Genomic DNA, 25,353 nt, shown 5'->3' with positions numbered 1-25,353 from the left:
GTGCGGGTGACGGCGGCTGCGCAGGAATCCCAGGCAAAAAGGCTGGCCTGGCGCTACATTGTTCAGCGGCCTGTCAGCTCCGCGTATGCAGGCGTGGGGGGGAGGAGGCGCGATAAGTAGTGGTGGGCCGCAGCAGGTCGCTGCTGGCCCACCCTACAGCCCATCTTGCCAGGGCTCAGTCTGCCTAGGTCAGGGGATCAGGCCCTGGCTGCGCAGGTAGTCGTCGTAGGTGCCGCTGAAGTCGATTACGCCGCTGGCAGAGAGCTCGATGATGCGCGTGGCCAGGGAGCCGACGAACTCGCGGTCGTGGCTGACGAAGACCAGCGTGCCCGGATAGTTTTCCAGCGCCAGGTTGAGTGCCTCGATGGATTCCATGTCGAGGTGGTTGGTCGGTTCGTCCATCACCAGCACGTTAGGCTTTTGCAGGATCAGCTTGCCGAACAGCATGCGGCCCTGTTCGCCACCGGAAATCACCTTCACCGACTTGAGGATCTCGTCGTTGGAGAACAGCATGCGGCCGAGGGTGCCACGCACCAGTTGCTCGCCGCCCTGGGTCCAGCGGCCCATCCAGTCGAACAGGTTGCTCTCGTCTTCGAAGTCGGAGGCGTGATCCTGGGCGTAGTAGCCCAGTTCGGCGCTTTCGGTCCATTTGACGGTACCGGCATCTGGGTACAGCTCGCCGACCAGGGTGCGCAGCAGGGTAGTCTTGCCGATGCCGTTGGGGCCGATGATGGCTACGCGTTCGCCGGCTTCGACGGTGAAACTGAAGTTCTTGAACAGCGGCTTGCCGTCGAAGCCCTTGGCCATGCTATCGACGATCACGGCCTGGCGATGCAGCTTCTTGTTCTGCTCGAAGCGAATGAACGGGCTGATCCGGCTGGACGGCTTGACCTCGGCCAGCTGGATCTTGTCGATCTGCTTGGCGCGCGAGGTGGCCTGCTTGGCTTTCGAGGCGTTGGCCGAGAAGCGGCTGACGAAGGACTGCAACTCGTTGATCTGGGCTTTTTTCTTGGCGTTGTCCGACAGCAGTTGTTCGCGCGACTGGGTCGCGGCGGTCATGTACTCGTCGTAGTTACCCGGGAACAGGCGCAGTTCGCAGTAATCCAGGTCCGCCATGTGGGTGCACACACTGTTGAGGAAGTGGCGATCGTGGGAAATGATGATCATGGTGCTGTTGCGCTGGGTCAGGATGTTTTCCAGCCAGCGGATGGTGTTGATGTCCAGGTGGTTGGTCGGCTCGTCGAGCAGCAACACTTCCGGATCGGAGAACAACGCCTGGGCCAGCAGTACTCGCAGTTTCCAGCCTGGAGCGACTTCGCTCATCGGGCCGAAATGCTGAGCCAGCGGAATGCCCAGGCCCATCAGCAATTCGCCCGCGCGGGATTCGGCGGTGTAGCCGTCCATCTCGGCGAACTCGGTTTCCAGTTCGGCCACGGCCATGCCGTCGTCTTCGCTCATTTCCGGCAGCGAGTAGATGCGGTCACGCTCGGCTTTGACCTTCCACAACTCCTCGTGGCCCATGATCACGGTATCGAGCACGCTGAAGTCTTCGTAGGCGAACTGATCCTGGCGCAGCTTACCCAGGCGCACGTTCGGCTCCAGCATCACCTGACCGCCGCTCGGTTCCAGGTCGTTGCCGAGAATTTTCATGAAGGTCGACTTGCCGCTGCCGTTCGCCCCAATCAGGCCGTAACGGTTGCCGCCGCCAAACTTGACGGAAACGTTCTCGAACAGGGGTTTGGCCCCGAATTGCATGGTGATATTGGCGGTGGAGATCACGTAATCGTTGTCCAGGAAGCGAGCGCGGGAGCGCGAAAGGGGCAAGATTGTACAGCTTTATGGCCCGGCAAGGCAGCGGGGAGGACAGATGGGAGGGTTTTGCCGGGTGATCTGCGGTTGTGAAAATATCGAGCGCCGTCGCGAGGCTGCCTCAAGGCGTCCGCAGCACGCCGCAGCGGACGTTTGGAGGCTGCCGCAGTAGGCGAGAGTTTTTTCACAAGCGCTCTGCTCTCAGTCGCGGTAGAACACCTGTACCAAGTGATAGCCGAACTGGCTCTTCACCGGGCCATGCACCTCACGCAGGGGTTTCTTGAAGATGACCTGATCGATCGCTCGGACCATCTGTCCGGGGCGCACTTCGCCGAGATCGCCGCCGCGCTTGCCGGACGGGCAGGTGGAGTACTGCCGTGCGAGCAGATCGAAGGCCTCGCCGGCGGCGATGCGCTTCTTCAGTGCCGCGGCTTCTGCTTCGGTTTTCACCAGAATATGGCGGGCCATTGCTTTTGCCATGACGAGTTCCTCATTTCTACCGGGCGCGTATTGTGCCAGTGTTTGCTGCGCCATCAGAATGACGTCACTGTTCAGGTTTGCCGATTCTCCGGGGGCACGGCTGAATTCTGGCCTAACGTATTAAATCCAATCGACGGAAACGCTGCTCATGGATATCCACGCAATGTTGAAAGTCCTGGCCAGCCAGGACGGTTCTGACCTCTATCTGTCTACCGGCGCGCCGCCATGCGCCAAGTTCAATGGCGTGCTCAAGGCGCTCAGTCAGGAACCCTTGAAGGCCGGCGAGGTGGCCGCCATCGCCGAAGCGGTGATGGATGTCGCCCAGCGTGAAGAGTTTGAGCGCGAACTGGAGATGAACCTGGCGATTTCCCTGTCTGGCGTGGGGCGCTTTCGTATCAATATCTTCAAGCAGCGCAACGAGGTGTCCATCGTTGCGCGCAATATCAAGCTGGATATCCCCAAATTCGAAGACTTGAAGCTGCCCGAAGTGTTGCTCGGCACCGTCATGGAGAAACGCGGCCTGGTGCTGTTCGTCGGCGGCACCGGTTCGGGCAAGTCCACCTCCCTGGCGGCGCTGATCGACTACCGCAACCGCAATAGCGGCGGACACATCATCACCATCGAAGACCCGGTGGAGTATGTCCATCGGCACAAGAAATCGATCATCAACCAGCGGGAAGTCGGCGTCGACACCCGCAGCTTCCACGCGGCGCTGAAGAACACCCTGCGCCAGGCGCCGGATGTGATCCTGATCGGCGAGATCCGCGACCGCGAGACCATGGAGCACGCCCTGGCCTTCGCCGACACCGGCCACCTGGCGATCTCCACGCTGCACGCCAACAACGCCAACCAGGCGCTGGACCGCATCATCAACTTCTTCCCGGAGGATCGCCGTCCGCAGTTGCTCAACGACCTGGGCAACAACCTCAAGGCTTTCGTTTCCCAGCGCCTGGTCAAGACCATCGATGGCAAGCGCCGCGCCGCGGTGGAGGTGCTGCTTGGTACGCCGACCATCCGCGACCTGATCAAGCGCAACGAGTTTTCCGAGATCAAGGAAATCATGGAAAAATCGAAGAACCTGGGCATGCAGACCTTCGACCAGGCGCTGATCGATCTGGTCAATGAAAACGTTATCGACGAAGAAGAAGCGGTGAAGAATGCCGACTCGGCGAACAATGTGCGTTTGAAGCTCAAGCTCTACCGCGACACCCCCGCGCCTGCGGCACCGGCAGCACCGATTGCCACGCCGGCACCGACCGCCAAACCTGCTGCTGACTGGGGGCTGGAGTTGACCTTGGAGGATATTGATGGGCCGGAGTTGCCCGAAGATCCCGGCCGCTCAGGGATTTAGCTAATAGTTGCCGGTCGTTCGCCTATGCCTTCATGAATGCGCAACAGATCACCATCGGGGCCGCTGACGAACAACTCTCGCGGGTCGTATGCCACTGCAGCGCCGCGGTACCAAACGGCGTACATCTGTTTGGCCAGGGCGAGCGCGGCCCGCTGCAGCAGACCCACCTGGACTCCACACCCACCTGAACGTGCAGGCCCTTGTCCGTGGGCAGCATGGATGAGGAAGGTAGGAAAAAAAGACTATGTACCCATTAGTTGTTGCATCTCTCGTAGGGTGGGTTAGCCGCGCAGCGGCGTAACCCACCATTGCTGCCGCAGGCAGCACCTTCACCTCGCAACACCATTGCCGACCTGACGGCCGGATGGCGGGTTACGCCTTCGGCTAACCCACCCTACGTGAAGGGTTACCCACGCAACAGTTAACGGGTACATAGCCAAAAAAAATATCCGGAACATTTTCGAGCGCGGCGCGGCGGCCTGCCAGGTTGTGGACAGGCTTGAGTCCATGGATAAACGGATTAACCGATCAGGCCACTAGGCGCTCAACGCACAAGCTGATACCGAAGATGCCCTGATAGAAGCGTCTGCGATGGGGTAGTCCTCGCTCAGCAGTTCGGCTATCAGCTTGTTTCATTCCAAGGTGTGGGATTGCTTGTCTAACGTTCTTCGGCTTTGAACCAGAATTCGATTTCGTCGGTTTCCTCGGCAAACTCGGCGGCGTGCAGCATGCCGGCCGGCACCTGATACCAGTCGCCGATCCTGTAGGTGGTGGTCTGCCCGTCGATGGTCAGCTGCAGCGCGCCCCGGGTGATCACCCCGTAATTATCGGTGTCATGGCTATGGGCTGGGATCGAGGTGCCCGCCGGGTAGGAGGCGAACAGCACGTCACTGCCCATGGCCGCCAGCTTGTAGGCGTCGAAACGGCCGTCATACAACGGCAGGGATTTTATTTTATCGGGGTACTGGCCGGCCATGATGTTGCTCCTTGTGTGTGATGTCCTGGGCCTATGACCCTCTTATCTAGTTGCTGTTATGCAATAGCGGCAGGGCTTTGGCAACGGGGCGTGAACACGGCCTGTGCTATTAGCCGAGCTCGAAGCTGGTCACGCCGAATACGCGCTCGACCGGCAAATTCGGTGGGGTGCCCAGGTACATGCGTGCGGTCTCGAACGAGACCTGCATGCCGTAGCGCTGCGCCAACGCGACTGCCGCAGGGTTCAGCTCCGGCGTATCCAGGAAAAGCTCCGCGCCCGCTGGTGCGCTGGCTTTGAGGGCGAGAAAGAGCTGTTCGGCGAGCTCGCCACTGTTGGCAAACAATGGGCCGATCTTGTAGCCGCTACGGCACTTGCGCAGCATCGCGTAGCCGGCCAGCTTGCCCGCCTGCAGGATGCCCAGCGCGATGCTTGCCGGCTGCTCGATCCAGCAGCGCAGAAAGGCCGTGCGGTTCTCGGCAAACAATGCCTGGTCGTAGGCGTCTAATTCGGCAAAGGGCCGCGTGGACAACGGCACTATGTCGGGATTGGCCGGGAAATTTCCGCCAGCGATACCCTGATAACGAATATTGGTGCAGGCCAGCGTGAACCCCGATTTCATGTAGTTGTCTTGCTGCGCCACCACGCCGTCCAGGCCAACGGTGCGCCCCAGCAGAGAGGTCAGCCCGGCCTTCCAAATCTGCATGCCATAGCCCTGGCCACGGTACTCCGGCTTGACGATGTAGCAGCCGAGAAAGCCAAAGCCGCTGCCGTACTTCACCACCGAAATGAGCGCAATCGGCTCATCGCCCAGCAGCCCGATCAGAAAGCCATTGGGGTCGGCCGCATAGAAGCACTGCGCATCATGCAGCCCAGGATTCCAGCCTTCGGCCGCGGCCCAGTCGATGGCGATATCGACTTCTGCACGGGTCATGGTTCTGATCTTGTAGTCGGGCTTGTGCACGGTCTTTGTCCATTGCCTAAGGCAGGGCTGGGCGCGACGGTGTGGCAGCCAACGCGCGCAAACCGTCGCCGTTCGACGCTATTAGATCTTTTCTGCCCTGTCCATCCGTCAGCAGCAGTTGGACAGTCGTTTATCCGGCGCCACCAGCTGGCTGGGATGGTCTGGTCTTGGTGATCAGTGCTGCAGCTCCGGCAGATTCCGATACAACTTCAGCGCCTGGGGGTTGGCCAGGGCGTCGGTGTTCTTCACCGGCTTGCCGTGCACCACGTTGCGCACCGCCAGCTCGACGATCTTGCCGCTGAGGGTGCGTGGAATGTCGGCCACGGCGATGATCTTGGCCGGTACGTGGCGCGGCGTGGTGTTGCTGCAGATCGCCTGGCGAATGCGTGCCTGCAGTTCATCGGTCAATGTCACGCCGTCGCGCAGACGGACGAACAGCACCACGCGCACGTCATCGTCCCAGTCCTGGCCGATGGCGATGGACTCCAGCACCTCCTCGATTTTCTCCACCTGGCGGTAAATTTCCCCGGTGCCGATACGCACGCCGCCCGGATTGAGTACGGCGTCGGAGCGACCGTGAATCACCAGGCCGCCGTGGCTGGTCTCCTCGGCGTAGTCGCCGTGGGCCCAGACGCCGGGGAAGGTGTCGAAGTAGGCGGCGCGGAACTTCTCGTCAGCCGGATCGTTCCAGAAACCCACCGGCATCGAGGGGAAGTGTTGGGCGCAGACCAGTTCGCCTTTCTGGCCAATAACCCGCTGGCCTGCCTCGTTCCACACCTGGACATCCATGCCCAGGCCCTTGCACTGCAACTCGCCGCGCCAAACCGGCAGCAGCGGATTACCCAGGGCGAAGCAGGAGACGATGTCGGTGCCGCCGGAAATCGATGACAGGCACAGCTCGCTTTTGATCTCGCGGTAGACGTACTCGAAGCTCTCGTGGGACAGCGGCGAGCCGGTCGAGAGGATGGCTTTCAAGCGTGCCAGTTTGTGCGAGCTGCCCGGCTTGGCGCCAGCCTTCTCTAGGGCGGCGAGGTACTTGGCGCTGGTGCCGAAGATGCTGATGTTTTCCGCGTCGATCAGGTCGATCAGGCGTTCCGCGTCGGGGTGAAACGGCGAGCCGTCGAATAGCACCAAGGTGGCGCCCAGAGCCAGGCCGGAAACCAGCCAATTCCACATCATCCAGCCGCAGGTGGTGTAGTAGAACAGCGTGTCGCTGGCGTGCAGGTCGCTGTGCAGGCCGAGTTCCTTGGCGTGCTGCAACAACACGCCGCCGGTGCCGTGGACGATGCACTTGGGCACGCCGGTAGTGCCACTGGAATAGAGGATATACAGCGGGTGATCGAAGGGCACGGCAGTAAACTGAGGTTCGCCGCCGGCCTGGTAGAAATCCTGCCAGAGCGCGACCTTGGCTTCCGTGGTGAAGTCGTCGACCTTGGCTTGTGGCCGGGAGTAGGGCACCACGATCAGCTGCTGCAGCGACGGCAGGCGTTCGAGTATCTCGTTGAGTTTGCCGGTCAGGTCGAGGTTCTTGCCGGCATAGCGGTAGCCGGCGGCGGCGATCAGCACCTTGGGCTCGATCTGACCGAAGCGGTCGATTACCCCTTGGGTGCCAAAGTCCGGCGAGCAGGATGACCAGGTGGCGCCGAGGCTGCTGGCGGCGAGCATGCCGACCAGCGTCTGCCAGGTGTTGGGCATCAAGGCCACGACCCGGTCGCCTATGCCTACCCCGGCGGCCTTGAGGCTTTGCTGCAGGCCGGCGACATGGGCGGCCAGCTCGGCGTAGCTCAGTTGCTCGCGCGAACCGTCCTCGCCGACAGCCACCAGCGCCGGGTGGTCATCGCGGCGGCGCAGCAGGTGCTCGGCGAAGTTCAGCTGGGCGCCGGGGAACCAGCGGGCGCTGGGCATGACCAGGCCTTCTTCCAGCACGGCGTGGGGTTGCTCGGTGAAGCGGATCTCGAAGATGTCGACGATGGCCTGCCAGAACGTCTCGCGGGCAGCCACGCTCCAGGCATGCAGGGCCGGGTAGTCGGGCAGTTGCAGGCCATGGCGCTGGTTGACGAAACGGCGGAAGGCGTCCAGCCGGGTGGCGGCGATACGGTCCTTGGAGGGGGTCCATAAGGGCTTTTGCATGTCTGTTCCTCCGAGGCTCTTGTTGTGCCAGGCCATCGTGCATGGCGATGGCACCATAGTCTGCCGAGCGGCGGTCGCCTTGGACTGCAACGACCTTTACTACAAGGGATCCGACCTCCGGCCCAGTGGCATGGACAAAGCCTGCGGGTAACGGCTCGTTTGCCCCGCAACAACCTGGGGCAGCTGCAGGCCACCGCAGCCCGCCATCAGGCTGACCGCCACAGTTGGCTGGTGCCGTGGACTGCAACGCCGATGCTGGCTCGTCGGCCCGATGCCGGATACGGGCGGCATCAGGGGTCAACCACGTGACGGCCATAGGTTCTGGAGCGGCCGGTTCATCGCTACCCCGACGTATGCTTTACATAATGGCACGCAGTCGGCGGCGTTGCCTGGCGGGCACCGTCAGCTGCCGTTCGGCGGCGTTTCGACCCGTGGAAGATTCAGGCTGTTCCAGTCCGTGACGTGTAGCAGCACATCGCTGAGGGCTTGGGCCGCGCTCGACAACTCGTGCCCGGCCAGGCGCAACAGGCCGACGCGGCGTTCCACCCGCGGCTCGGATAGGGCGATGCAACGGGCGCCGAGCTCTTGCATCTGCTGGATGCACAGGCTCGGCACCGCGCTCACGCCGAGGCCCTGGGCGACCATGCGGCCGACGGTCACCAGCTGGTGGCTCTCAAAGGCCACCCGCAGTTTGCCATGTTGGGCCGCGATGCTTTCCTCCAGTAGCAGGCGCACCGCAGACGGGCGCTGCAAGGTGATAAAGCTCTCTTGCAGCAGCTGCGCCCAGCTCAGTTCGGGCAACTCGGCCAGCGCACAGTCAGCGGGTACCACCGCGACAAAACGGTCGGTATAGAAGGGGATAAAGTCCAGGCCATCGAGGGATTCCGGTTCGAAGGCAATGCCTAGCTCGACCCGGTGGTTGCGCAGCATCTCCAGCACCTGTTCGTTGATGACGTCATGCACCGCCACATTGACCTTCGGATGCCGCGTACGAAACGCCTTGAGGGCAACCGGCAGCAGGTTGCCGGCGAAGGAGGGCATGGCGGCGATGGCAACCTTGCCCAGCTGCAGGGTGAAGTGCTGGCGTAGCAACTCCTCGGTGTTGTCCCAGTCGGCCAGCAGGCGTCGGGCGATCGGCAGCAGCAGTTCGCCTTCCGGGGTCAGGCTGACACTGCGGGTGGTACGCACCAGCAACGGGCCACCGAGGGATTGCTCCAGGTTCTTGATCGCCAGGCTCAGCGCCGGCTGGGACAGATGCAGGCGCGCGCAAGCCTGGACGAAGCTCAGGCTCTGCGCCACGGCGAGGAAGGCACGCAATTGCTTGACGGTCATTGGTTTGTTTTTCTGATTAATGGCTTAGAAAAACAAACTTAACAAATTAGTCCGTAGCGGTGAAGCTCTCACTTGCTTTCTGGCGGCACGGCTGCCGAACCGACAATTACAAGAGGCGCAGCGATATGAGTGGACTCGACAAGCGGGTAGGCAGTTATGCAGAGGCCTTGGCCGGGCTGACCGACAACATGACCGTTCTGGCCGGCGGCTTTGGCCTGTGCGGAATTCCGGAGAACCTGATCGCCGAGATCCGCCGCCTCGGCGTGCGCGGCCTGACCGTGGTCTCGAACAACTGCGGGGTCGATGGTTTCGGCCTCGGCGTGCTGCTGGAAGACCGGCAGATCCGCAAGATGATTGCCTCCTACGTGGGTGAGAACGCCCTGTTCGAGCGGCAGTTGCTCAACGGCGAACTGGAGGTCGAGCTGACTCCACAAGGCACCCTGGCGGAGAAACTACGCGCTGGTGGCGCCGGCATTCCGGCCTTCTTCACCGCTACCGGCTACGGCACCCCGGTCGCCGAAGGCAAGGAAGCACGCGAATTCAATGGCCGCCATTACATCCTCGAACCGGCCATCACCGGCGACTTCGCCATCGTCAAAGGCTGGAAGGCCGACCACTTCGGCAACGTGATCTATCGCCACACCGCGCAGAACTTCAACCCGCTGGTGGCCACCGCCGGGCGCATTACCGTGGTCGAGGTGGAGGAAATCGTCGAACCCGGCGAACTCGATCCGGCACACATCCACACCCCGGGCATCTACGTCGATCGCATCATCCAGGGCAGTTTCGAGAAGCGCATCGAGAAGCGCACCCTGCGCGCCTGATCAGACTACAACAAGAGGATTTCTCCATGGCACTTACCCGCGAACAGATGGCTCAGCGTGTGGCGCGCGAATTGAAAGATGGTTACTACGTGAACCTGGGCATCGGCATCCCGACCCTGGTGGCCAACTATGTGCCGGAAGGCATTGACGTGATGCTGCAATCGGAAAACGGCCTGCTCGGCATGGGCGCGTTCCCGACCGAGGATGAGCTGGACGCCGACATGATCAACGCCGGCAAGCAGACGGTGACCGCGCGTAAAGGTGCGTCGATCTTCTCCTCGGCCGAGTCCTTCGCGATGATCCGCGGTGGCCACGTCGATCTCACCGTACTGGGCGCCTTCGAGGTGGATGCCAACGGCAACATCGCCTCCTGGATGATCCCCGGCAAGTTGATCAAGGGCATGGGCGGCGCCATGGACCTGGTCGCCGGTGCCGACAACATCATCGTGACCATGACCCACGCCTCCAAGGATGGCGAGTCCAAGCTGCTCAAGCATTGCAGCTTGCCGCTCACCGGCTGCGGCTGCATCCGCAAGGTGCTCACCGACCTGGCCTACCTGGAGATCGACAACGGCAGCTTTATCCTGCGTGAGCGCGCACCGGGCGTGAGCATCGAGGAGATCGTCAGCAAGACCGCAGGCCCGCTGATCGTGCCGGACGATGTCATCGAAATGACCTTCTGAGCACCTCCCCGCTGCGCAGGCGTGCCACCACGCATGGCGCCCCGCGCAGCGGTTTTTCATTTGTAGGATGGGTCGGGCGGCGTTCCGCGAGCGCAGCGTTACCCATCGATTGTCGATGCCCCGAGCGGCATCGACGCCACTCGCAGGAGTCTCACCATGCAAGAAGTCGTCATAGTCGCCGCCACCCGCACCGCGGTCGGCAGCTTCCAGGGTTCGTTGGCGGGCATTGCTGCCCCCGAACTGGGCGCCGCGGTGATCCGCCGCCTGCTGGATCAAACCGGCCTGAACGGCGCCGAGGTCGACGAAGTGATCCTCGGCCAGGTGCTCACCGCAGGCAGCGGACAGAACCCGGCACGCCAGGCGGCTATCCTCGCCGGCCTGCCCCATGCGGTACCGGCACTGACCCTGAACAAGGTCTGCGGTTCGGGCCTGAAAGCCCTGCACCTGGGCGCCCAGGCGATCCGCTGCGGCGATGCCGAGGTGATCATCGCCGGCGGCATGGAGAACATGAGCCTGGCCCCCTACGTCATGCCCGGCGCCCGTACCGGTCTGCGCATGGGCCACGCCCAGCTGGTCGACAGCATGATCACAGACGGCCTGTGGGACGCCTTCAACGACTACCACATGGGCATCACCGCCGAGAATCTGGTGGACAAATACGCCATCAGCCGCGAGGAGCAGGATGCCTTCGCCGCCGAGTCGCAGCGCAAGGCCTGCGCCGCCATCGAGGCCGGCCGTTTCAAGGATGAAATCACCCCGATCCTGATCCCACAGCGCAAAGGCGAACCGCTCAGCTTCGCCACCGACGAACAGCCGCGCGCCAGCACCACCGCCGAATCATTGGCCAAGCTCAAGCCGGCGTTCAAGAAAGACGGCAGCGTCACCGCCGGCAATGCCTCCAGCCTCAACGACGGCGCCGCCGCGGTGCTGCTGATGAGCGCAGAAAAAGCCCAGGCCCTCGGCCTGCCGGTGCTGGCGCGTATCGCCGGCTACGCCAACGCCGGCGTCGATCCGGCAATCATGGGCATCGGCCCGGTCTCCGCCACCCAGCGCTGCTTGGCCAAGGCCGGTTGGAGCCTGGAGCAGCTGGACCTGATCGAGGCCAACGAAGCCTTCGCCGCCCAGGCCCTGGCCGTCGGCAAGGAATTGCAGTGGGACGCGAGCAAGGTCAACGTCAACGGTGGTGCCATCGCCATCGGCCACCCGATCGGTGGTTCCGGCTGCCGGATTTTGGTGACCCTGCTGCACGAGATGATCAAGCGCGATGCCCACAAGGGCCTGGCCACTCTGTGTATCGGTGGCGGTCAGGGCGTGGCTTTGGCGATTGAACGCTAACTTCACGCCCAGCACGCGCATTTGCTGCGTCGGCGTCGCTTGCCGTAGTGAATCTACTGTCTGCGCGCCGCCTCCTTGCTACTACGGGCGCTGGACAAGAAGTCCTCACAGCCAAACGCCGGTCGCCCATCGATGGAGGGCGCCGGCGTTTTTTCGCTTATCTGCGAGAGCGGCTGGTTGGCGAACAAAAAAAGCAGCGGCACAGGGTGACCACGGCCAGGGAAAGGCGTGGAAGTGTTCAGGCCTGTGCCTGGGCCAAGCGAGCGCGGGCCACCCGTGAGCCGTTGGGCTTGTCGAGCACCGCGCAGATGCGCGCACCGGCTTGGATCAGCAGATCCATATCGATACCGGTGCTGATGCCCAGGCCATTGAGCAGATACAGCACATCCTCGGTCGCGACATTGCCGGTGGCGCCCTTGGCATAGGGGCAGCCGCCGAGGCCGGCGACTGAGCTGTCGAACACCTCGATGCCTTCCAGCAGGCTGGCGTAGATATTGGCCAGGGCCTGACCGTAGGTGTCGTGAAAATGCCCGGCTAGCTTGTTGCGCGGGACCTTGCCGCCGACTACTTCGATCAAGCGCCGGGTTTCTCCGGCGGTGCCGGCACCGATGGTGTCGCCGAGGGAGATCTCGTAGCAGCCCATGTGGTAGAGCTCGCGGGCCACATCCGCCACTTGGGCCGGGGCGATGGTGCCCTCGTAAGGACAGCCGAGTACGCAGGACACGTAGCCGCGCACGCGAATGCCCTGCTGCTTGGCGGCGTCCATCAATGGCAGAAAACGCTCAAGGCTTTCGCCAATCGAGCAGTTGATGTTCTTCTGCGAGAAGGCCTCGGAGGCGGCGGCGAAAACGGCCACTTCCTTGACTCCGGCCGCCAGTGCCGCCTCGAAGCCCTTGAGGTTGGGGGTCAGGGCGGCGTAGGTCACGCCGGGCAACTGCTGGATCTGGTCGAACATCTCGGCGCTGCCAGCCATCTGCGGCACCCACTTGGGCGAGACGAAGCTACCGACTTCGATATAGCTCAAGCCGGCGGCGCTGAGGTCATCGACCAGACGTACCTTGTCGGCCACGCTGATCGGTTGTTTTTCATTCTGCAGGCCGTCACGTGGGCCGACTTCGACCAAGCGCACCTTGCTGGGAATTGTCATCGCGTCATCTCTTGAATCGGGATCTTGGGCTTCGTATCCAGGCAGCACCTTACGAAGGACCTTAGACGGTAGGATGGGTTGAGCCCCGCGTTACCCATCGCGTGGTTGATGGGTATCGCTTCGCTCAACCCATCCTACGCAGTCAATTCAGCATTCGACAGCAGCGAGCCGTCAGGCTTCGTCCAACTCAACCAGCACGCTGCCTTCGCCGACCATCTCGCCTTCGCTGCAATACAGGGCCTTGACGGTGCCGGCATGCGGCGCGCGGATGCTGTGCTCCATCTTCATCGCTTCCAGCACCACCAGGGCGGTGCCGGCCTCGACCTGCTGGCCGGCTTCGACCAGTACGCGGACGATGCTGCCGTTCATTGGCGCCGTCAGGCCACCGTGCTGGCTGTGGCTGGCCTCGACGGCGGCAATTGGGTCGACGCGATTGACCGGGTGCAGCTCACCATCCCACTCGACATACAGGGTGTCGCCTTGGCGAATCGCCGTGTGACGCCGCTGCACGGCTGTAGGCGCCCGTGATTCGCCTTGCAGGCGGACGTCGCCACTGAGCTTGACGGTCTGTTCACGGCCATTGCAGTGCAGGCTGATCGAGCACTCGCTGGGCAGCCCGGCACGCCAGCCGCTGCTGGTTGCCCACGGCGAATGGAAGTCTTCGTGCTTGCGCCGTAGCGGCTCGCTCTGCACGAAGGCCTCGCCGGCCAGTTGCCAGAATTCGGCGGGCAACTCGCCTGGCGGCGGCAGCAGTTGCGCTTCGTGGCGCGGGATAAAGCCGGTATCCAGTTCGGCGTCGGCGAAGGCTGGGTGGGCCAGCACGCGGCGCAGGAACGCCAGGTTGGTCTTGACCCCGCCGATGCAGGTTTCATTGAGCATGGCCAGCAGACGCAGGCGCGCTTCCTCGCGGTTGTCGCCCCAGGCGATCAACTTGCCGAGCATCGGGTCGTAGAAGGGCGACACCTCGTCACCTTCGGCCACGCCCATATCGACCCGCCGGCCCGGCCCGGCACTGGCCTCGCGGTACAGCGCCAGGGTGCCGGTGGAGGGCAGGAAGTCATGATCCGGGTCTTCGGCATACAGGCGTACCTCGATGGCATGGCCGATCAAGGGCACCTGCTGCTGGGTCAGCGGCAGCGCCTCGCCACGGGCGACGCGGATCTGCCAGGCGACCAGGTCGAGGCCGGTGATGGCCTCGGTGACCGGGTGCTCGACCTGCAGGCGGGTGTTCATCTCCATGAAGAAGAAGTCGCCGCGCTCGTCCAGCAGAAACTCCACGGTGCCGGCGCCGACATAGCCGATGGCCTGGGCTGCCTTGACTGCGGCCTCGCCCATGGCGCGGCGCAGTTCCGGGCTGAGGCCCGGCGCCGGCGCTTCCTCGACCACCTTCTGGTGGCGACGCTGGATCGAGCAATCGCGCTCATTCAGGTACAGGCAGTGGCCGTGTTGGTCGGCAAATACCTGGATCTCCACGTGGCGCGGTTTGAGTACGTATTTTTCCACCAGCATGCGCGAGTCGCCAAACGAGGACTGCGCCTCGCGCTGAGCGCTGGCCAGGGCTTCGCCCAGTTCACTTTCGCGCTCGACCACCTTCATGCCCTTGCCGCCGCCACCAGCGGTGGCCTTGAGCAATACCGGGTAGCCGATGACTTCGGAGGCGGCGCGGAAGGTCTCCAGGTCCTGGGCCTCGCCGTGATAGCCAGGCACCAACGGCACGCCGGCGGCGTCCATCAGCGCCTTGGCCGCGGACTTGCTGCCCATGGCGTCGATGGCGCTGGCGGGCGGGCCGAGGAAGAGCAAGCCGGCCGCTTCGATGGCGCGGGCGAAGCCGGCGTTCTCCGAGAGAAAGCCATAACCGGGGTGGATGGCCTGGGCGCCGCTGGCCTGGGCTGCGGCAATCAACGCGTCGATACGCAGGTAGCTGTCGGCCGGCTTGGCGCCGCCCAGGTCGATGGCGATGTCCGCCTCGCGCACGTGGCGGGCGTTACGGTCGACGGCGCTGTGTACCGCCACGGTCGTGATGCCCATGGCCTTGGCCGTGCGCATGACGCGGCAGGCGATTTCGCCGCGGTTGGCGATCAGCAGGGTGTCGATGTGCGTGCTCATGCGTGTTGCTCCTGCCGGAGGGATTGACGTTTATCTAGCCAGCTGCCGCACTGAACGGTATGGAGCACTAGATCGCGAGGAATAGTCATTGTTGCTCCTGCCAGAGGGATTGGCGTTTATCGAGCCAGCTGTCGCACTGGACGCTATGGAGCACTAGATCGCGAGGAATAGTCATTGTTGCTCCTGCCAGAGGGATTGGCGTTTATCGAGCCAGCTGTCGCACTGGACGCTATGGAGCACTAGATCGCGAGGAATAGTCATTGTGGCTCCTGCCAGAGGGATTGGCGTTTATCGAGCCAGCTGTCGCACTGGACGGTATGGAGCACTAGATCGCGAGGAATAGTCATTGTGGCTCCTGCCAGAGGGATTGGCGTTTATCGAGCCAGCTGTCGCACTGGACGGTATGGAGCACTAGATCGCGAGGAATAGTCATTGTGGCTCCTGCCAGCTGGGTTTGCGTTTATCGAGGAACGCGCGCAGGCCTTCCTGGCCTTCGGCGCTGACGCGGATGCGGGCGATGGCGTTTTCGGTGTAGCGGCGCAGGGCTGGAGTGAGCACGCCGCTGGCGACTTCCTTGAGCAGATCCTTGCTCGCCTTCATGGCCTGCGGGCTGTTGAGCAGCAGGTTGGCGACCCAGTCGTTGACGGCGTCGTCCAGCGCGTCAGCCGGATAGCTCTCGGCAAACAGGCCCAATTCACGGGCCCGCTCGCCGCTGAAGCGTTCGGCGGTCAGGGCATAACGGCGCGCCGCGCGTTCGCCGATGGCCTGCACGACGAAGGGACTGATCACCGCCGGGGCCAGGCCGATGCGCACTTCCGACAGGCACAGTTGCGCGTCGTCGGCACCGATGGCCATGTCGCAGCAGGCGATCAGCCCTAGCGCGCCGCCGAAGGCCGCACCCTGGACCACGGCCAGGGTCGGAATCTTCACCTGGTAGAGGTTGTGCATCAGTTCGGCCAGTTCACGCGAATCGGCCAGGTTGGCGCTGTAGTCGAGGGTCGCGGCGTGTTGCATCCAGGCCAGGTCGGCACCGGCAGAGAAGTGCTTGCCACGCCCGCGCAGCAGGAGGAAACGCAGGCTCTTATCGGCCTGCACGTCATCGAGGGCGAGGATCAGCTCGCGGATCATCTCGGCGTTGAAGGCGTTGTTCTTGTCGGCGCGATTGAGCCAAAGCGTGGCGAAACCGCGTGGGTCTGTTTCGAGCTGGATGGTGGTGAAATCGGTCATGGTGTCAGGCTCATAAAGTTGTCCGGTGCGCTGTGGGAGGGGCCGGGCGGCGGTCCGCTTTAGCCGCGAAGCGTCTAGGCCAGTCGCGGCTAAAGCCCCTCCCACAAGGGTGATCACATGCGGAACACACCAAAGGTGGTCGGCTCGATCGGCGCATTGAGGCTGGCGGACAACGCCAGGCCGAGCACCTCGCGGGTCTGCGCCGGGTCGATCACGCCGTCGTCCCATAGCCGCGCGCTGGAATAGTAGGGATGGCCCTGGCGCTCGTACTGTTCGAGGATCGGCTGCTTGAGCTTGGCCTCATCCTCGGCGGAGAAGTCGTGGCCGGCGCGTGCCGCCTGTTCGTGTTTGACCTGGACCAGCACGCCGGCGGCCTGTTCGGCGCCCATCACGCCGATCCGCGCATTGGGCCACATCCACAGGAAACGCGGGTCGTAGGCGCGGCCGCACATGCCGTAGTTGCCGGCACCGAAACTGCCGCCGATGATCACGGTGAACTTCGGCACCTTGGCGCAAGCCACCGCGTTGACCAGCTTGGCACCGTGCTTGGCGATGCCACCGGCTTCGTACTTCTGCCCGACCATGAAACCGGTGATGTTCTGCAAAAACAGCAGTGAAATGCCGCGCTGGCAGGCCAATTCGATGAAGTGCGCGCCTTTCTGCGCCGATTCCGCGAACAAGATCCCGTTATTGGCGAGGATCGCTACCGGGTAGCCCTGGATATGCGCGAAGCCGCAGACCAGGGTGGCGCCGAACAGCGCCTTGAACTCGTCGAACACCGAGCCGTCGACGGTGCGCGCGATCACCTCGCGTACATCGAACGGCTGCTTGGCGTCGGCGGGAATCACGCCATAGAGCTCTTCGGCGTCGTACAGCGGGGCGATAGGCTCACGATTGTTCAGCACGCCGAGCTTGCGCCAGTTCAAATTGCTGATGCTGCGCCGGGCCAGAGCCAGGGCGTGCTCGTCGTTGTCGGCGTAGTGGTCGGCCACCCCCGAGGTCTTGCAGTGCACGTCGGCGCCGCCGAGATCCTCGGCGCTGACCACTTCACCGGTGGCGGCCTTCACCAGTGGCGGGCCGGCGAGGAAGATGGTGGCCTGGTTGCGCACCATGATGGCCTCGTCGGCCATGGCCGGCACATAGGCGCCGCCGGCGGTGCAGGAGCCCATGACCACCGCGATCTGCGGGATGCCCATGGCGCTCATGTTGGCCTGGTTGAAGAAGATCCGGCCGAAGTGCTCGCGGTCGGGAAACACCTCGTCCTGGCGCGGCAGGTTGGCGCCGCCGGAATCCACCAGGTAGATGCACGGCAGGCGGTTCTGCTGGGCGATGGCCTGGGCGCGCAGGTGTTTTTTCACGGTCAATGGGTAGTAGCTGCCGCCTTTTACCGTGGCGTCGTTGGCCACGATCATGCACTCGACGCCTTCGACCCGACCGATGCCGGCGACTACGCCAGCGGCCGGCACTTCTTCGCCATACACCTCGTGGGCCGCCAGCTGGCCGATCTCGAGGAACGGCGAACCGAGGTCGAGCAGGCGGTTGATCCGCTCGCGCGGCAGCAACTTGCCGCGTGAGGTATGCCGATGCTGAGCCTTCTCGCCGCCACCTTCGTGGACGCGGGCGAGCAGGGCGCGCAGGTCGTTGACCTGGGCGAGCATCGCCGCGCTATTAACGGCGAACTCCGGGGAACGGTTGTTGATCTGGGTATGCAGGATGGCCATCGAGTTGGCTCCGTGAAAAACCGTAGGATGGGTTGAGCTTGCGATACCCATCGCAAACACCGGCATGGGTATCGCGTTGCTCAACCCATCCTACGGCTCTGGCTTATTTGGTTTCGTTGAACAACTCGCGGCCGATCAGCATGCGCCTGATCTCACTGGTGCCGGCGCCGATCTCGTAGAGCTTGGCGTCGCGCAGCAGGCGGCCGGTGGGGAATTCGTTGATGTAGCCGTTGCCGCCGAGGATCTGGATCGCCTCCAGGGCCATCTGCGTCGCACGTTCGGCGCTGTAGAGGATCACCCCGGCAGCGTCCTTGCGGTTGGTCTCGCCGCGGTCGCAGGCCTGGGCCACGGCGTACAGGTAGGCGCGGCTGGCGTTGAGCTGGGTGTACATGTCGGCCACCTTGCCCTGGATCATCTGGAACTCGCCAATGCTCTGGCCGAACTGCTTGCGGTCGTGGATATAGGGCACCACCACGTCCATGCAGGCCTGCATGATGCCGATCGGGCCGCCCGACAACACCACGCGTTCGTAATCCAGACCGCTCATCAGCACCTTCACGCCGCCGTTTTCCTTGCCGAGGATGTTCTCGGCCGGTACTTCGACGTCATCGAAGAACAGCTCGCAGGTGTTGGAGCCGCGCATGCCCAGTTTGTCGAACTTGCTGCCACGGGAAAAACCCTTCCAGTCGCGCTCGACGATAAAGGCGGTGATGCCGTGCGCGCCTTTCTCCAGGTCGGTCTTGGCGTAGATCACATAGGTGTTGGCGTCTGGGCCGTTGGTGATCCAGGTCTTGCTGCCGTTGAGCACAAAATGGTCGCCACGGCGCTCGGCGCGCAGCTTCATCGACACCACGTCGGAGCCGGCATTCGGTTCGCTCATGGCGAGGGCGCCGACGTGCTCGCCGCTGACCAGCTTGGGCAGGTACTTGGCCTTCTGCTCGGCGCTGCCGTTGCGGTTGATCTGGTTGACGCACAGGTTGGAGTGGGCGCCGTAGGACAGGCCGACCGATGCCGAAGCCCGGCTAATTTCCTCGATGGCGACCACGTGGGCCAGGTAGCCGAGGCCGGCGCCGCCGTATTCCTCGGAGACGGTGACGCCGAGCAGGCCCATGTCACCGAACTTCTTCCACATGTCGGCGGGGAACAGGTTGTCGCTGTCGATGGCCGCGGCGCGCGGCGCCAGTTCAGCGGCGACAAAGGCCTGGACCTGATCGCGGAGCATGTCGATGGTTTCGCCGAGGGCGAAGTTGAGGCTGGAGTAGGTCATGGGGGCTACCTTGTTTGTTGTTGTCGGGTGAGGCACCTAACAGGCCGTTGAAAAACTACTGCGCTCGGGTATGCGGCGTTGAAATCGGCCTCACAAAAGCGAAGCGTTGAACGCGCTTCAGCGTGGATCCAAAGGGTGAGCGAAGCGAATCTAATGGTCATGTACACCACGTAAACGGTGCTTTTCGCCGATTGACTCGCTTCGCTCGCCCTGCGGGCCAGCCTCTGGTTGTTACTCCGCTTCGCCTTGCCTGGCCTTCGCTTGCTACATTTTTCAACGGCCTGCTAAGTGGTTGTCAGTGTGTATTGCTTTACGTTAACGTAAAGGTGACTTCGGGGGCTGTCAACTTCGAATTCAGGTTGACGCTGAATACCTAACCTCACAAAAGCACAAAATCGAGGGGATTTATGACTTCACCAAGCTATACCCACGGTCCACAGGATAAACCCTTGTTAGCGATGACTATCGGGGCGGCATTCGATCAGACGGTTTCTCGCTTTGCCGAGCGTGAGGCGCTGGTGGTGCGTCATCAACACCTTCGTTATAGCTGGGGTGAACTGGGTGAGGCGGTGGATCGCTGCGCCCGTGCCTTGTTGGCCATCGGCATGCAGCCCGGCGAGCGCCTCGGCATCTGGGCGCCGAACTGTGCCCAGTGGTGCATCGCCCAGTTCGCCAGCGCCAAGGTCGGCGTGGTGCTGGTCAATATCAATCCGGCCTACCGCCTCAGCGAACTCGAGTATGCGCTCAAACACTCCGGCTGCCGCTGGCTGATCTGCGCCGATGCGTTCAAGAGCAGCGACTACCACGCGATGCTCGGTGAACTGTTGCCGGAGCTGGCCGGTTGCGCCGTCGGTGCACTGCAAAGCCGCCTGTTGCCCGAGCTGCGTGGGGTGATCAGCCTCGGCCAGCAACCGAGCACCGGTATGTTCGGTTGGTCGGCGTTCCTCGACCGGGGCGATGAGGTCGGCCCGGAGCAGCTGCGCGCCTGCAGTGCCCAGTTGCAGTTCGACGACCCGATCAACATCCAGTACACCTCGGGCACCACCGGCTTCCCCAAGGGCGCGACCCTCAGTCACTACAACATCCTCAACAACGGTTATATGGTCGGCGAGAGCCTGGGTTTGACCGAGCATGATCGCCTGGTGATTCCGGTGCCGCTGTACCACTGCTTCGGCATGGTCATGGGTAACCTCGGCTGTCTGACCCATGGCAGCACCATGATCTATCCGGGCGCAGCCTTCGAGCCGCTGGCCACCCTGCAGGCGGTGGCCGAGGAGCGGGCCACGGTGCTCTACGGCGTGCCGACCATGTTCATCGCCGAGCTGGATTTGCCGGAGCGCGCCGACCTGGACCTGTCCAGCCTGCGCAGCGGGATCATGGCCGGCGCCACCTGCCCGATCGAGGTGATGAAGCGGGTGATCGGCGAGATGCACATGGCCGAGGTGCAGATCGCCTACGGCATGACCGAGACCAGCCCGGTGTCGACCCAGACGGCCGCCGATGACGATCTGCAGTGTCGGGTCACTAGTGTCGGTCGGACTCAGCCGCATCTGGAGAGCAAGGTGATCGACGAACAGGGACGCATCGTCCCGCGCGGGCTGGTCGGCGAGTTGTGCACCCGTGGCTACAGCGTGATGCTCGGCTACTGGAACAACCCCGCGGCCACCGCCGAGGCCCTGGACCCGGCGCGCTGGATGCACACCGGCGACCTGGCGGTGATGGACGAGCAGGGCTACCTGAGTATCGTCGGGCGCAACAAGGACATGATCATCCGCGGTGGCGAGAACGTTTATCCGCGCGAGATCGAGGAGTTTCTGTTCAACCATCCGGCGGTGGCCGACGTGCAGGTGGTGGGCATTCCCGACGACAAGTACGGCGAGGAGATCGTCGCCTGGATCAAGTGCCACCCGGGCCACCAGGCTGCTGCGGCGGAACTGAGCGAGTTTTGCAAGGGACGCATCGCCCATTTCAAGGTGCCGCGCCACTTCCTCCTGGTCGACGAGTTCCCCATGACGGTAACCGGCAAGGTGCAGAAATTCCGCATGCGCGAGCTCAGCATCGAGCACCTGGACCTCACCCCGAAACCCTAGGCGTTGACCCCTGTGGCGTCTGTGAGCCGGGCGTCGCGTCAGATAATGGAGTATCCGATGTCCCCGCAGATCAGCCGCTTTGCCCTTCCCGAAAACCTTGAACAATTACCGGACGACCTGCGCCAGCGAATACTCGCGGTGCAGGAGAAGGCTGGCTTCGTGCCTCATGTGTTCCTCATGCTGGCCCACCGTCCGGACGAGTTCCGGGCCTTCTTCGCCTACCACGACGCCCTGATGGAGCGTGAGTCCGACAGCCTGACGCCGGCGGAAAAGGAGATGATCGTGGTCGCCACCAGCGCCCGCCACGGCTGTCTGTACTGCGTGGTGGCGCATGGCGCGGTGTTGCGCATCTACAGCAAGGATCCGCTACTCGCCGACCAGGTGGCGGTCAACCACCGCACGGCGCCGATCGGCGAGCGCCAGCGCCTGATGCTGGATTTCGCCTTTCACGTCGGCCTCGAGCGCGGCGGCCTGGATGGCGACTGGCAGGCACGCCTGCAGGCAGTCGGCTTCAGCCTCGACGACATCTGGGACATCGGCGCCATCACCGCCTTCTTCAGCCTGTCCAACCGCCTGGTGTCGCTGGCCGGCACGCCACCCAACGCCGAGTTTTACCTGATGGGCCGCGTGCCCAGGGCGCCGTGTTGAAACTGCGCCCATAGCCGCAGCGCAAGCTCCCTGGGCATGCCGGGGAGCCGAGCATGACTTTTTCGTCTTTCCAGTGCGCGTTCAGGGGCGTGGGCAGGGCTGTGCGCGGCGAATGTGGAGGTTCAGGCTGATGAGGTATTTATGCATAACGCACCTGAGAATTTGCTCATTATTATTTTATAAATGCCTGCCTATACTCTGACTTGCCGGTCATGGGCGCATTGTCCGGCAGGCTCGCCAGCAAAAACCGCGGTCGGAATAAGTGGGGTCTGAGCGCATCAATACCTGTTCTCAGCATGAGGCGTCATATTCAGACTTTCTGGTCATAGGTAGACCTTCGTATAGTGTTTTCGTTTACGTAAAGGTAATAGTGTCAGCAGCGCCATAACCAATAAAAACAAGCAAGGTTAGAGGGCTCCACATGTCACCCGAATTCGTTTTGGAAACGCGCGGATTGACCAAGGAATTTCGCGGCTTCACCGCGGTGGATTCGGTCGATCTTCGTGTGCAGAAGGGGCATATCCATGCCTTGATCGGACCCAACGGGGCCGGCAAGACCACGGTATTCAACCTGCTCAGCAAGTTCCTCGCGCCCACTAGCGGCGAGATCATCTATCAGGGCAAGACCATCACCGGCCTGCAGCCGAACCAGATCGCCCGTCTCGGCCTGGTGCGTTCCTTCCAGATTTCCGCGGTATTCGGTCACATGAGTGTGATGGAGAACGTCCGCGTGGCCCTGCAGCGCAAGCTGGGCAACTCCTTTCACTTCTGGAAGTCCGAGCGCAGTCTCGAAGCCCTCAACGAGCGCGCCCTGCAGATGCTCGACGAGGTGGGCCTGCTCGAATACGCCGACACCCTGACCATCGAATTGCCCTATGGCCGCAAGCGCGCGCTGGAGCTGGCCACTACCCTGGCGCTGGACCCGGCCGTGCTGTTGCTCGACGAGCCGACCCAGGGCATGGGCGGCGAGGACGTGGAAATGGTCATCGGCCTGGTACGCCGCGCCGCAGTGGGGCGCACGGTGTTGATGGTCGAACACAACCTCAGTGTGGTCAGTCAGCTGTGCGATCGCATCACCGTACTGGCCCGCGGCGCGATCCTCGCCGAAGGCGACTACGCCAGCGTGTCCGCCAACCCCCTGGTGCGCGAGGCCTACCTGGGCAGCGAAGCGGCCGTCATCGAGGAGGCCGGCGCATGAGCAGCCTGCATAGCCCGGATTACGAGCAACTGCGGGTCAGCGACCTGCATGCCTTCTATGGCGAGTCGCACATTCTGCATGGCATCGACCTGTTGGTGCGCCGCGGCGAACTGGTGACCCTGCTCGGGCGCAACGGCTCGGGCCGCTCCACCACCCTGCGCGCGATCATGAACATGGTGGGCCGGCGCACCGGTTCGATCGTGATCAACGGCAATGAGACCCTCGGTATCGCCGCGCACCTGATCCCGCGCCTGGGCGTTGGCTTTTGCCCGGAAGAACGCGGCATCTTCGCCAGCCTCAACGTCGAGGAGAACCTGCTGCTGCCGCCCATGGTGCGCAGCGGCGGCATGAGCCTCGATGACATCTACGAGATGTTCCCCAACCTCTACGAGCGGCGTTTCAGCCAAGGCACCCGGCTGTCCGGCGGCGAGCAGCAGATGCTGGCCATGGCGCGCATCCTGCGCACTGGCGCCAACCTGCTGCTGCTCGACGAGATCACCGAGGGCCTGGCTCCGGTGATCGTGCAGAAGCTCGCCGAGGTGCTGATCAAGCTCAAGAACAAGGGCCTGACCATCGTGTTGGTGGAGCAGAACTTCCGCTTCGCCGCCCCCTTGGCAGATCGGCATTACCTGATGGATCACGGCCAGATCGTCGAGGAAATCAGCGCCGCCGAGCTGTCGTCCAAGCAGGAACTGCTGCACCGCTGCCTGGGCGTCTAAACCCAGTTTTACCCCTCGAAACATGCAGTACGGCGTGGCCCAGGCCCGCCGTGTCGGGGTTGCTTTGCCCGGTACAACAACAATAACTGTGGAAGGTAACGAGATGAATCTGTTCCAGAAGACTGCTAGCACCATCCTCGCCACTAGCCTGATTGCCAGTGCCGCCCAGGCGCAGCTTAGCGACGACGAAATTCGCATCGGCTACCTGGCCGATATGTCCGGTACCTACCGCGATCTCTCCGGCCCGGGTGGCCTGGAAGCACTGAAGATGGCGGTCGAGGACTTCGGCGGCCAGATTGATGGCAAGAAGATCGTGATCTTCAGCGCCGACGACCTGAACAAGCCGGATGTCGGCGCCAGTACCGTGCGGCAGTGGGTCGATGAGCGCAACGTCGACATGGTCACCGGCCTGGTCGCCTCCTCGGTGGTGCTGGCGGCGAGCCAGGTGGTGGAGCAAGCCGGCAAGCTGGCGCTGATTTCCGGTGCCGCGGCCTCGAGCATTACCAACGAATACTGCTCGCCCAACCACATCCACTGGACCTACGACTCCTACGCGCTGGCCAACGGCACGGCCAAGGCGGTGTTGGCCAATGGCGGCAAGAGCTGGTTCATCCTAACCGCCGACTATGCCTTCGGCCATGCCATGGAAGCCGACATCACCAAGGTGGTCAAGGCCGATGGCGGCTCTGTGCTGGGCACGGTGCGTCATCCATTCCCGAGCAGTGATTTTTCCTCCTACATCCTCCAGGCCCAGGGCTCCGGCGCCGATGTGATTGCCCTGGCCAACGCCGGTGCCGACACGGTCAATTCGCTGATGACCGCTAGCCAGTTCGGCGTTGCCCAGTCCGGGCAGAAGCTGGCCGGCATGGTGGTATTCCTCAACGACATCCATGCCATGGGCCTGGACGTGACCCAGGGGCTGATGCTGACCACCGGCTGGTACTGGGACCTCAACGAGGAAACCCGCACCTGGTCCAAGCGCTACGAGGACCGTTTCGGCAGCAAGCCGGGCATGGTACCGGCGGGTATCTACTCGGCGACCATGCATTACCTGAACGCGGTCAAGGCCGCCGGTAGCGACGAGGCGCAGGCGGTGCGGGCGCAGATGATGGCGACCCCGGTCAACGACATGTTCGCCAAGAACGGCAAGATCCGCGCCGATGGCCGCATGGTCCACGACATGTACCTGGCTCAGGTGAAGACCCCGGCCGAGTCGAAGGGCGACTGGGACCTGTACAAGATCGTGCGCACCATTCCGGGCGACGAGGCCTTCCGCCCGCTGGCCGAGAGCCAATGCAAGCTGCTGTCGCAGAACTGATCGAACTCATCACCCGGCTGCCAGCAGCCGG

At 63.1% G+C, this 25,353-nt stretch carries 21 protein-coding genes; 9 read left to right on the top strand and 12 right to left on the bottom strand.

Going from position 1 to position 25,353, the window contains the following annotated elements; genetic code table 11:
* Positions 1-189: 189 nt before the first annotated feature.
* Both VCJ09_RS13615 and VCJ09_RS13610 read right to left on the bottom strand, forming a co-directional pair.
* On the bottom strand, positions 190-1,779 hold the full coding sequence (locus VCJ09_RS13615; protein ID WP_324734662.1) for an ABC-F family ATPase: 1,590 nt from the start codon (positions 1,777-1,779) through the stop codon (positions 190-192).
* 231 nt (positions 1,780-2,010) lie between these two features.
* On the bottom strand, positions 2,011-2,289 hold the full coding sequence (locus VCJ09_RS13610) for a peptidylprolyl isomerase (protein WP_079202230.1): 279 nt from the start codon (positions 2,287-2,289) through the stop codon (positions 2,011-2,013).
* 148 nt (positions 2,290-2,437) lie between these two features.
* Here VCJ09_RS13610 and VCJ09_RS13605 point away from each other — a divergent pair, with 148 nt between their 5' ends.
* Positions 2,438-3,640: a PilT/PilU family type 4a pilus ATPase gene (locus VCJ09_RS13605; RefSeq protein WP_324730717.1), complete on the top strand. Its 1,203-nt coding sequence runs from the start codon at positions 2,438-2,440 to the stop codon at positions 3,638-3,640.
* On the opposite strand, the gene VCJ09_RS13600 is transcribed toward VCJ09_RS13605, so the two are convergent.
* From VCJ09_RS13600 to VCJ09_RS13580, 5 genes are all read right to left on the bottom strand, one after another.
* Positions 3,637-3,807 (bottom strand): hypothetical protein, encoded by a 171-nt coding sequence (locus VCJ09_RS13600; RefSeq protein ID WP_324730716.1) that lies wholly within the window; start codon positions 3,805-3,807, stop codon positions 3,637-3,639. The genes VCJ09_RS13605 and VCJ09_RS13600 overlap by 4 nt on opposite strands.
* 491 nt (positions 3,808-4,298) lie before the next feature.
* Positions 4,299-4,616: a cupin domain-containing protein gene (locus VCJ09_RS13595; RefSeq protein WP_324730715.1), complete on the bottom strand. Its 318-nt coding sequence runs from the start codon at positions 4,614-4,616 to the stop codon at positions 4,299-4,301.
* A gap of 109 nt (positions 4,617-4,725) precedes the next feature.
* Positions 4,726-5,547 (bottom strand): GNAT family N-acetyltransferase, encoded by an 822-nt coding sequence (locus VCJ09_RS13590; protein ID WP_324730714.1) that lies wholly within the window; start codon positions 5,545-5,547, stop codon positions 4,726-4,728.
* 204 nt (positions 5,548-5,751) lie between these two features.
* Positions 5,752-7,707, bottom strand: coding sequence for an acetoacetate--CoA ligase (locus VCJ09_RS13585; protein WP_324730713.1), 1,956 nt, complete (start codon positions 7,705-7,707; stop codon positions 5,752-5,754).
* 402 nt (positions 7,708-8,109) lie between these two features.
* Complete coding sequence (locus VCJ09_RS13580) at positions 8,110-9,039, bottom strand: LysR family transcriptional regulator (RefSeq protein ID WP_324730712.1); 930 nt, start codon at positions 9,037-9,039, stop codon at positions 8,110-8,112.
* 125 nt (positions 9,040-9,164) lie between these two features.
* Here VCJ09_RS13580 and VCJ09_RS13575 point away from each other — a divergent pair, with 125 nt between their 5' ends.
* The 3 genes from VCJ09_RS13575 to VCJ09_RS13565 all read left to right on the top strand — a co-directional run bounded on the left by VCJ09_RS13575 (position 9,165) and on the right by VCJ09_RS13565 (position 11,881).
* The gene (locus VCJ09_RS13575; RefSeq protein ID WP_079202224.1) at positions 9,165-9,863 is read left to right on the top strand and encodes a CoA transferase subunit A; all 699 of its coding nucleotides are present in this window, start codon (positions 9,165-9,167) and stop codon (positions 9,861-9,863) included.
* A gap of 26 nt (positions 9,864-9,889) precedes the next feature.
* Positions 9,890-10,546 carry a CoA transferase subunit B gene (locus tag VCJ09_RS13570; RefSeq protein WP_324730711.1) on the top strand — a complete coding sequence of 219 codons (657 nt, stop codon included), beginning with the start codon at positions 9,890-9,892 and terminating at the stop codon, positions 10,544-10,546.
* A 156-nt stretch (positions 10,547-10,702) separates the two neighbouring features.
* Complete coding sequence (locus VCJ09_RS13565) at positions 10,703-11,881, top strand: acetyl-CoA C-acetyltransferase (RefSeq protein ID WP_324730710.1); 1,179 nt, start codon at positions 10,703-10,705, stop codon at positions 11,879-11,881.
* A gap of 238 nt (positions 11,882-12,119) precedes the next feature.
* Here the strand turns inward: VCJ09_RS13565 and VCJ09_RS13560 are convergent, their stop codons facing one another.
* The 5 genes from VCJ09_RS13560 to VCJ09_RS13540 all read right to left on the bottom strand — a co-directional run bounded on the left by VCJ09_RS13560 (position 12,120) and on the right by VCJ09_RS13540 (position 19,349).
* Complete coding sequence (locus VCJ09_RS13560; protein ID WP_324730709.1) at positions 12,120-13,028, bottom strand: hydroxymethylglutaryl-CoA lyase; 909 nt, start codon at positions 13,026-13,028, stop codon at positions 12,120-12,122.
* Positions 13,029-13,199: 171 nt separating this feature from the next.
* Entirely contained in the window at positions 13,200-15,134 is a 1,935-nt protein-coding gene (locus VCJ09_RS13555) for an acetyl/propionyl/methylcrotonyl-CoA carboxylase subunit alpha (protein ID WP_324730708.1), read from the bottom strand.
* 429 nt (positions 15,135-15,563) lie between these two features.
* Positions 15,564-16,361: a gamma-carboxygeranoyl-CoA hydratase gene (locus VCJ09_RS13550; protein ID WP_324730707.1), complete on the bottom strand. Its 798-nt coding sequence runs from the start codon at positions 16,359-16,361 to the stop codon at positions 15,564-15,566.
* 113 nt (positions 16,362-16,474) lie between these two features.
* Positions 16,475-18,082 carry a carboxyl transferase domain-containing protein gene (locus VCJ09_RS13545; protein WP_324730706.1) on the bottom strand — a complete coding sequence of 536 codons (1,608 nt, stop codon included), beginning with the start codon at positions 18,080-18,082 and terminating at the stop codon, positions 16,475-16,477.
* 103 nt (positions 18,083-18,185) lie between these two features.
* Entirely contained in the window at positions 18,186-19,349 is a 1,164-nt protein-coding gene (locus VCJ09_RS13540; RefSeq protein ID WP_324730705.1) for an isovaleryl-CoA dehydrogenase, read from the bottom strand.
* Positions 19,350-19,756: 407 nt separating this feature from the next.
* Between VCJ09_RS13540 and VCJ09_RS13535 the strand changes: the two genes are divergently transcribed.
* The 5 genes from VCJ09_RS13535 (at position 19,757) to VCJ09_RS13515 (ending at position 25,322) form a co-directional block, all read left to right on the top strand.
* Positions 19,757-21,439 (top strand): AMP-binding protein, encoded by a 1,683-nt coding sequence (locus VCJ09_RS13535; RefSeq protein WP_324730704.1) that lies wholly within the window; start codon positions 19,757-19,759, stop codon positions 21,437-21,439.
* Between the two features lie 57 nt (positions 21,440-21,496).
* A complete protein-coding gene (locus tag VCJ09_RS13530) occupies positions 21,497-22,087 on the top strand; it encodes a peroxidase-related enzyme (RefSeq protein ID WP_407692968.1) in 591 nt (196 codons plus the stop codon).
* A 421-nt stretch (positions 22,088-22,508) separates the two neighbouring features.
* Positions 22,509-23,285, top strand: a complete 777-nt coding sequence (locus VCJ09_RS13525; protein ID WP_324730702.1) for an ABC transporter ATP-binding protein — start codon at positions 22,509-22,511, stop codon at positions 23,283-23,285.
* Positions 23,282-24,004 (top strand): ABC transporter ATP-binding protein, encoded by a 723-nt coding sequence (locus tag VCJ09_RS13520; RefSeq protein WP_324730701.1) that lies wholly within the window; start codon positions 23,282-23,284, stop codon positions 24,002-24,004. Before VCJ09_RS13525 ends, VCJ09_RS13520 begins: the two co-directional genes overlap by 4 nt.
* Before the next feature lie 103 nt (positions 24,005-24,107).
* Positions 24,108-25,322, top strand: a complete 1,215-nt coding sequence (locus VCJ09_RS13515; RefSeq protein ID WP_324730700.1) for an ABC transporter substrate-binding protein — start codon at positions 24,108-24,110, stop codon at positions 25,320-25,322.
* Positions 25,323-25,353 lie beyond the last annotated feature (31 nt).

This window comes from Pseudomonas paeninsulae (assembly GCF_035621475.1).
GTDB lineage: Bacteria > Pseudomonadota > Gammaproteobacteria > Pseudomonadales > Pseudomonadaceae > Aquipseudomonas > Aquipseudomonas paeninsulae.
This window is presented reverse-complemented; position numbering and strand designations above follow the sequence as displayed.

What these genes read in the sequence shown, in the direction of transcription:
- VCJ09_RS13610 (WP_079202230.1), bottom strand. Translation starts at nt 2,289, where the DNA reads ATGGCAAAAGCAATGGCCCGCCATATTCTGGTGAAAACCGAAGCAGAA.
- VCJ09_RS13605 (WP_324730717.1), top strand. Translation starts at nt 2,438, where the DNA reads ATGGATATCCACGCAATGTTGAAAGTCCTGGCCAGCCAGGACGGTTCT.
- VCJ09_RS13595 (WP_324730715.1), bottom strand. Translation starts at nt 4,616, where the DNA reads ATGGCCGGCCAGTACCCCGATAAAATAAAATCCCTGCCGTTGTATGAC.
- VCJ09_RS13590 (WP_324730714.1), bottom strand. Translation starts at nt 5,547, where the DNA reads ATGACCCGTGCAGAAGTCGATATCGCCATCGACTGGGCCGCGGCCGAA.
- VCJ09_RS13585 (WP_324730713.1), bottom strand. Translation starts at nt 7,707, where the DNA reads ATGCAAAAGCCCTTATGGACCCCCTCCAAGGACCGTATCGCCGCCACC.
- VCJ09_RS13580 (WP_324730712.1), bottom strand. Translation starts at nt 9,039, where the DNA reads ATGACCGTCAAGCAATTGCGTGCCTTCCTCGCCGTGGCGCAGAGCCTG.
- VCJ09_RS13575 (WP_079202224.1), top strand. Translation starts at nt 9,165, where the DNA reads ATGAGTGGACTCGACAAGCGGGTAGGCAGTTATGCAGAGGCCTTGGCC.
- VCJ09_RS13570 (WP_324730711.1), top strand. Translation starts at nt 9,890, where the DNA reads ATGGCACTTACCCGCGAACAGATGGCTCAGCGTGTGGCGCGCGAATTG.
- VCJ09_RS13565 (WP_324730710.1), top strand. Translation starts at nt 10,703, where the DNA reads ATGCAAGAAGTCGTCATAGTCGCCGCCACCCGCACCGCGGTCGGCAGC.
- VCJ09_RS13560 (WP_324730709.1), bottom strand. Translation starts at nt 13,028, where the DNA reads ATGACAATTCCCAGCAAGGTGCGCTTGGTCGAAGTCGGCCCACGTGAC.
- VCJ09_RS13555 (WP_324730708.1), bottom strand. Translation starts at nt 15,134, where the DNA reads ATGAGCACGCACATCGACACCCTGCTGATCGCCAACCGCGGCGAAATC.
- VCJ09_RS13550 (WP_324730707.1), bottom strand. Translation starts at nt 16,361, where the DNA reads ATGACCGATTTCACCACCATCCAGCTCGAAACAGACCCACGCGGTTTC.
- VCJ09_RS13545 (WP_324730706.1), bottom strand. Translation starts at nt 18,082, where the DNA reads ATGGCCATCCTGCATACCCAGATCAACAACCGTTCCCCGGAGTTCGCC.
- VCJ09_RS13540 (WP_324730705.1), bottom strand. Translation starts at nt 19,349, where the DNA reads ATGACCTACTCCAGCCTCAACTTCGCCCTCGGCGAAACCATCGACATG.
- VCJ09_RS13535 (WP_324730704.1), top strand. Translation starts at nt 19,757, where the DNA reads ATGACTTCACCAAGCTATACCCACGGTCCACAGGATAAACCCTTGTTA.
- VCJ09_RS13530 (WP_407692968.1), top strand. Translation starts at nt 21,497, where the DNA reads ATGTCCCCGCAGATCAGCCGCTTTGCCCTTCCCGAAAACCTTGAACAA.
- VCJ09_RS13525 (WP_324730702.1), top strand. Translation starts at nt 22,509, where the DNA reads ATGTCACCCGAATTCGTTTTGGAAACGCGCGGATTGACCAAGGAATTT.
- VCJ09_RS13520 (WP_324730701.1), top strand. Translation starts at nt 23,282, where the DNA reads ATGAGCAGCCTGCATAGCCCGGATTACGAGCAACTGCGGGTCAGCGAC.
- VCJ09_RS13515 (WP_324730700.1), top strand. Translation starts at nt 24,108, where the DNA reads ATGAATCTGTTCCAGAAGACTGCTAGCACCATCCTCGCCACTAGCCTG.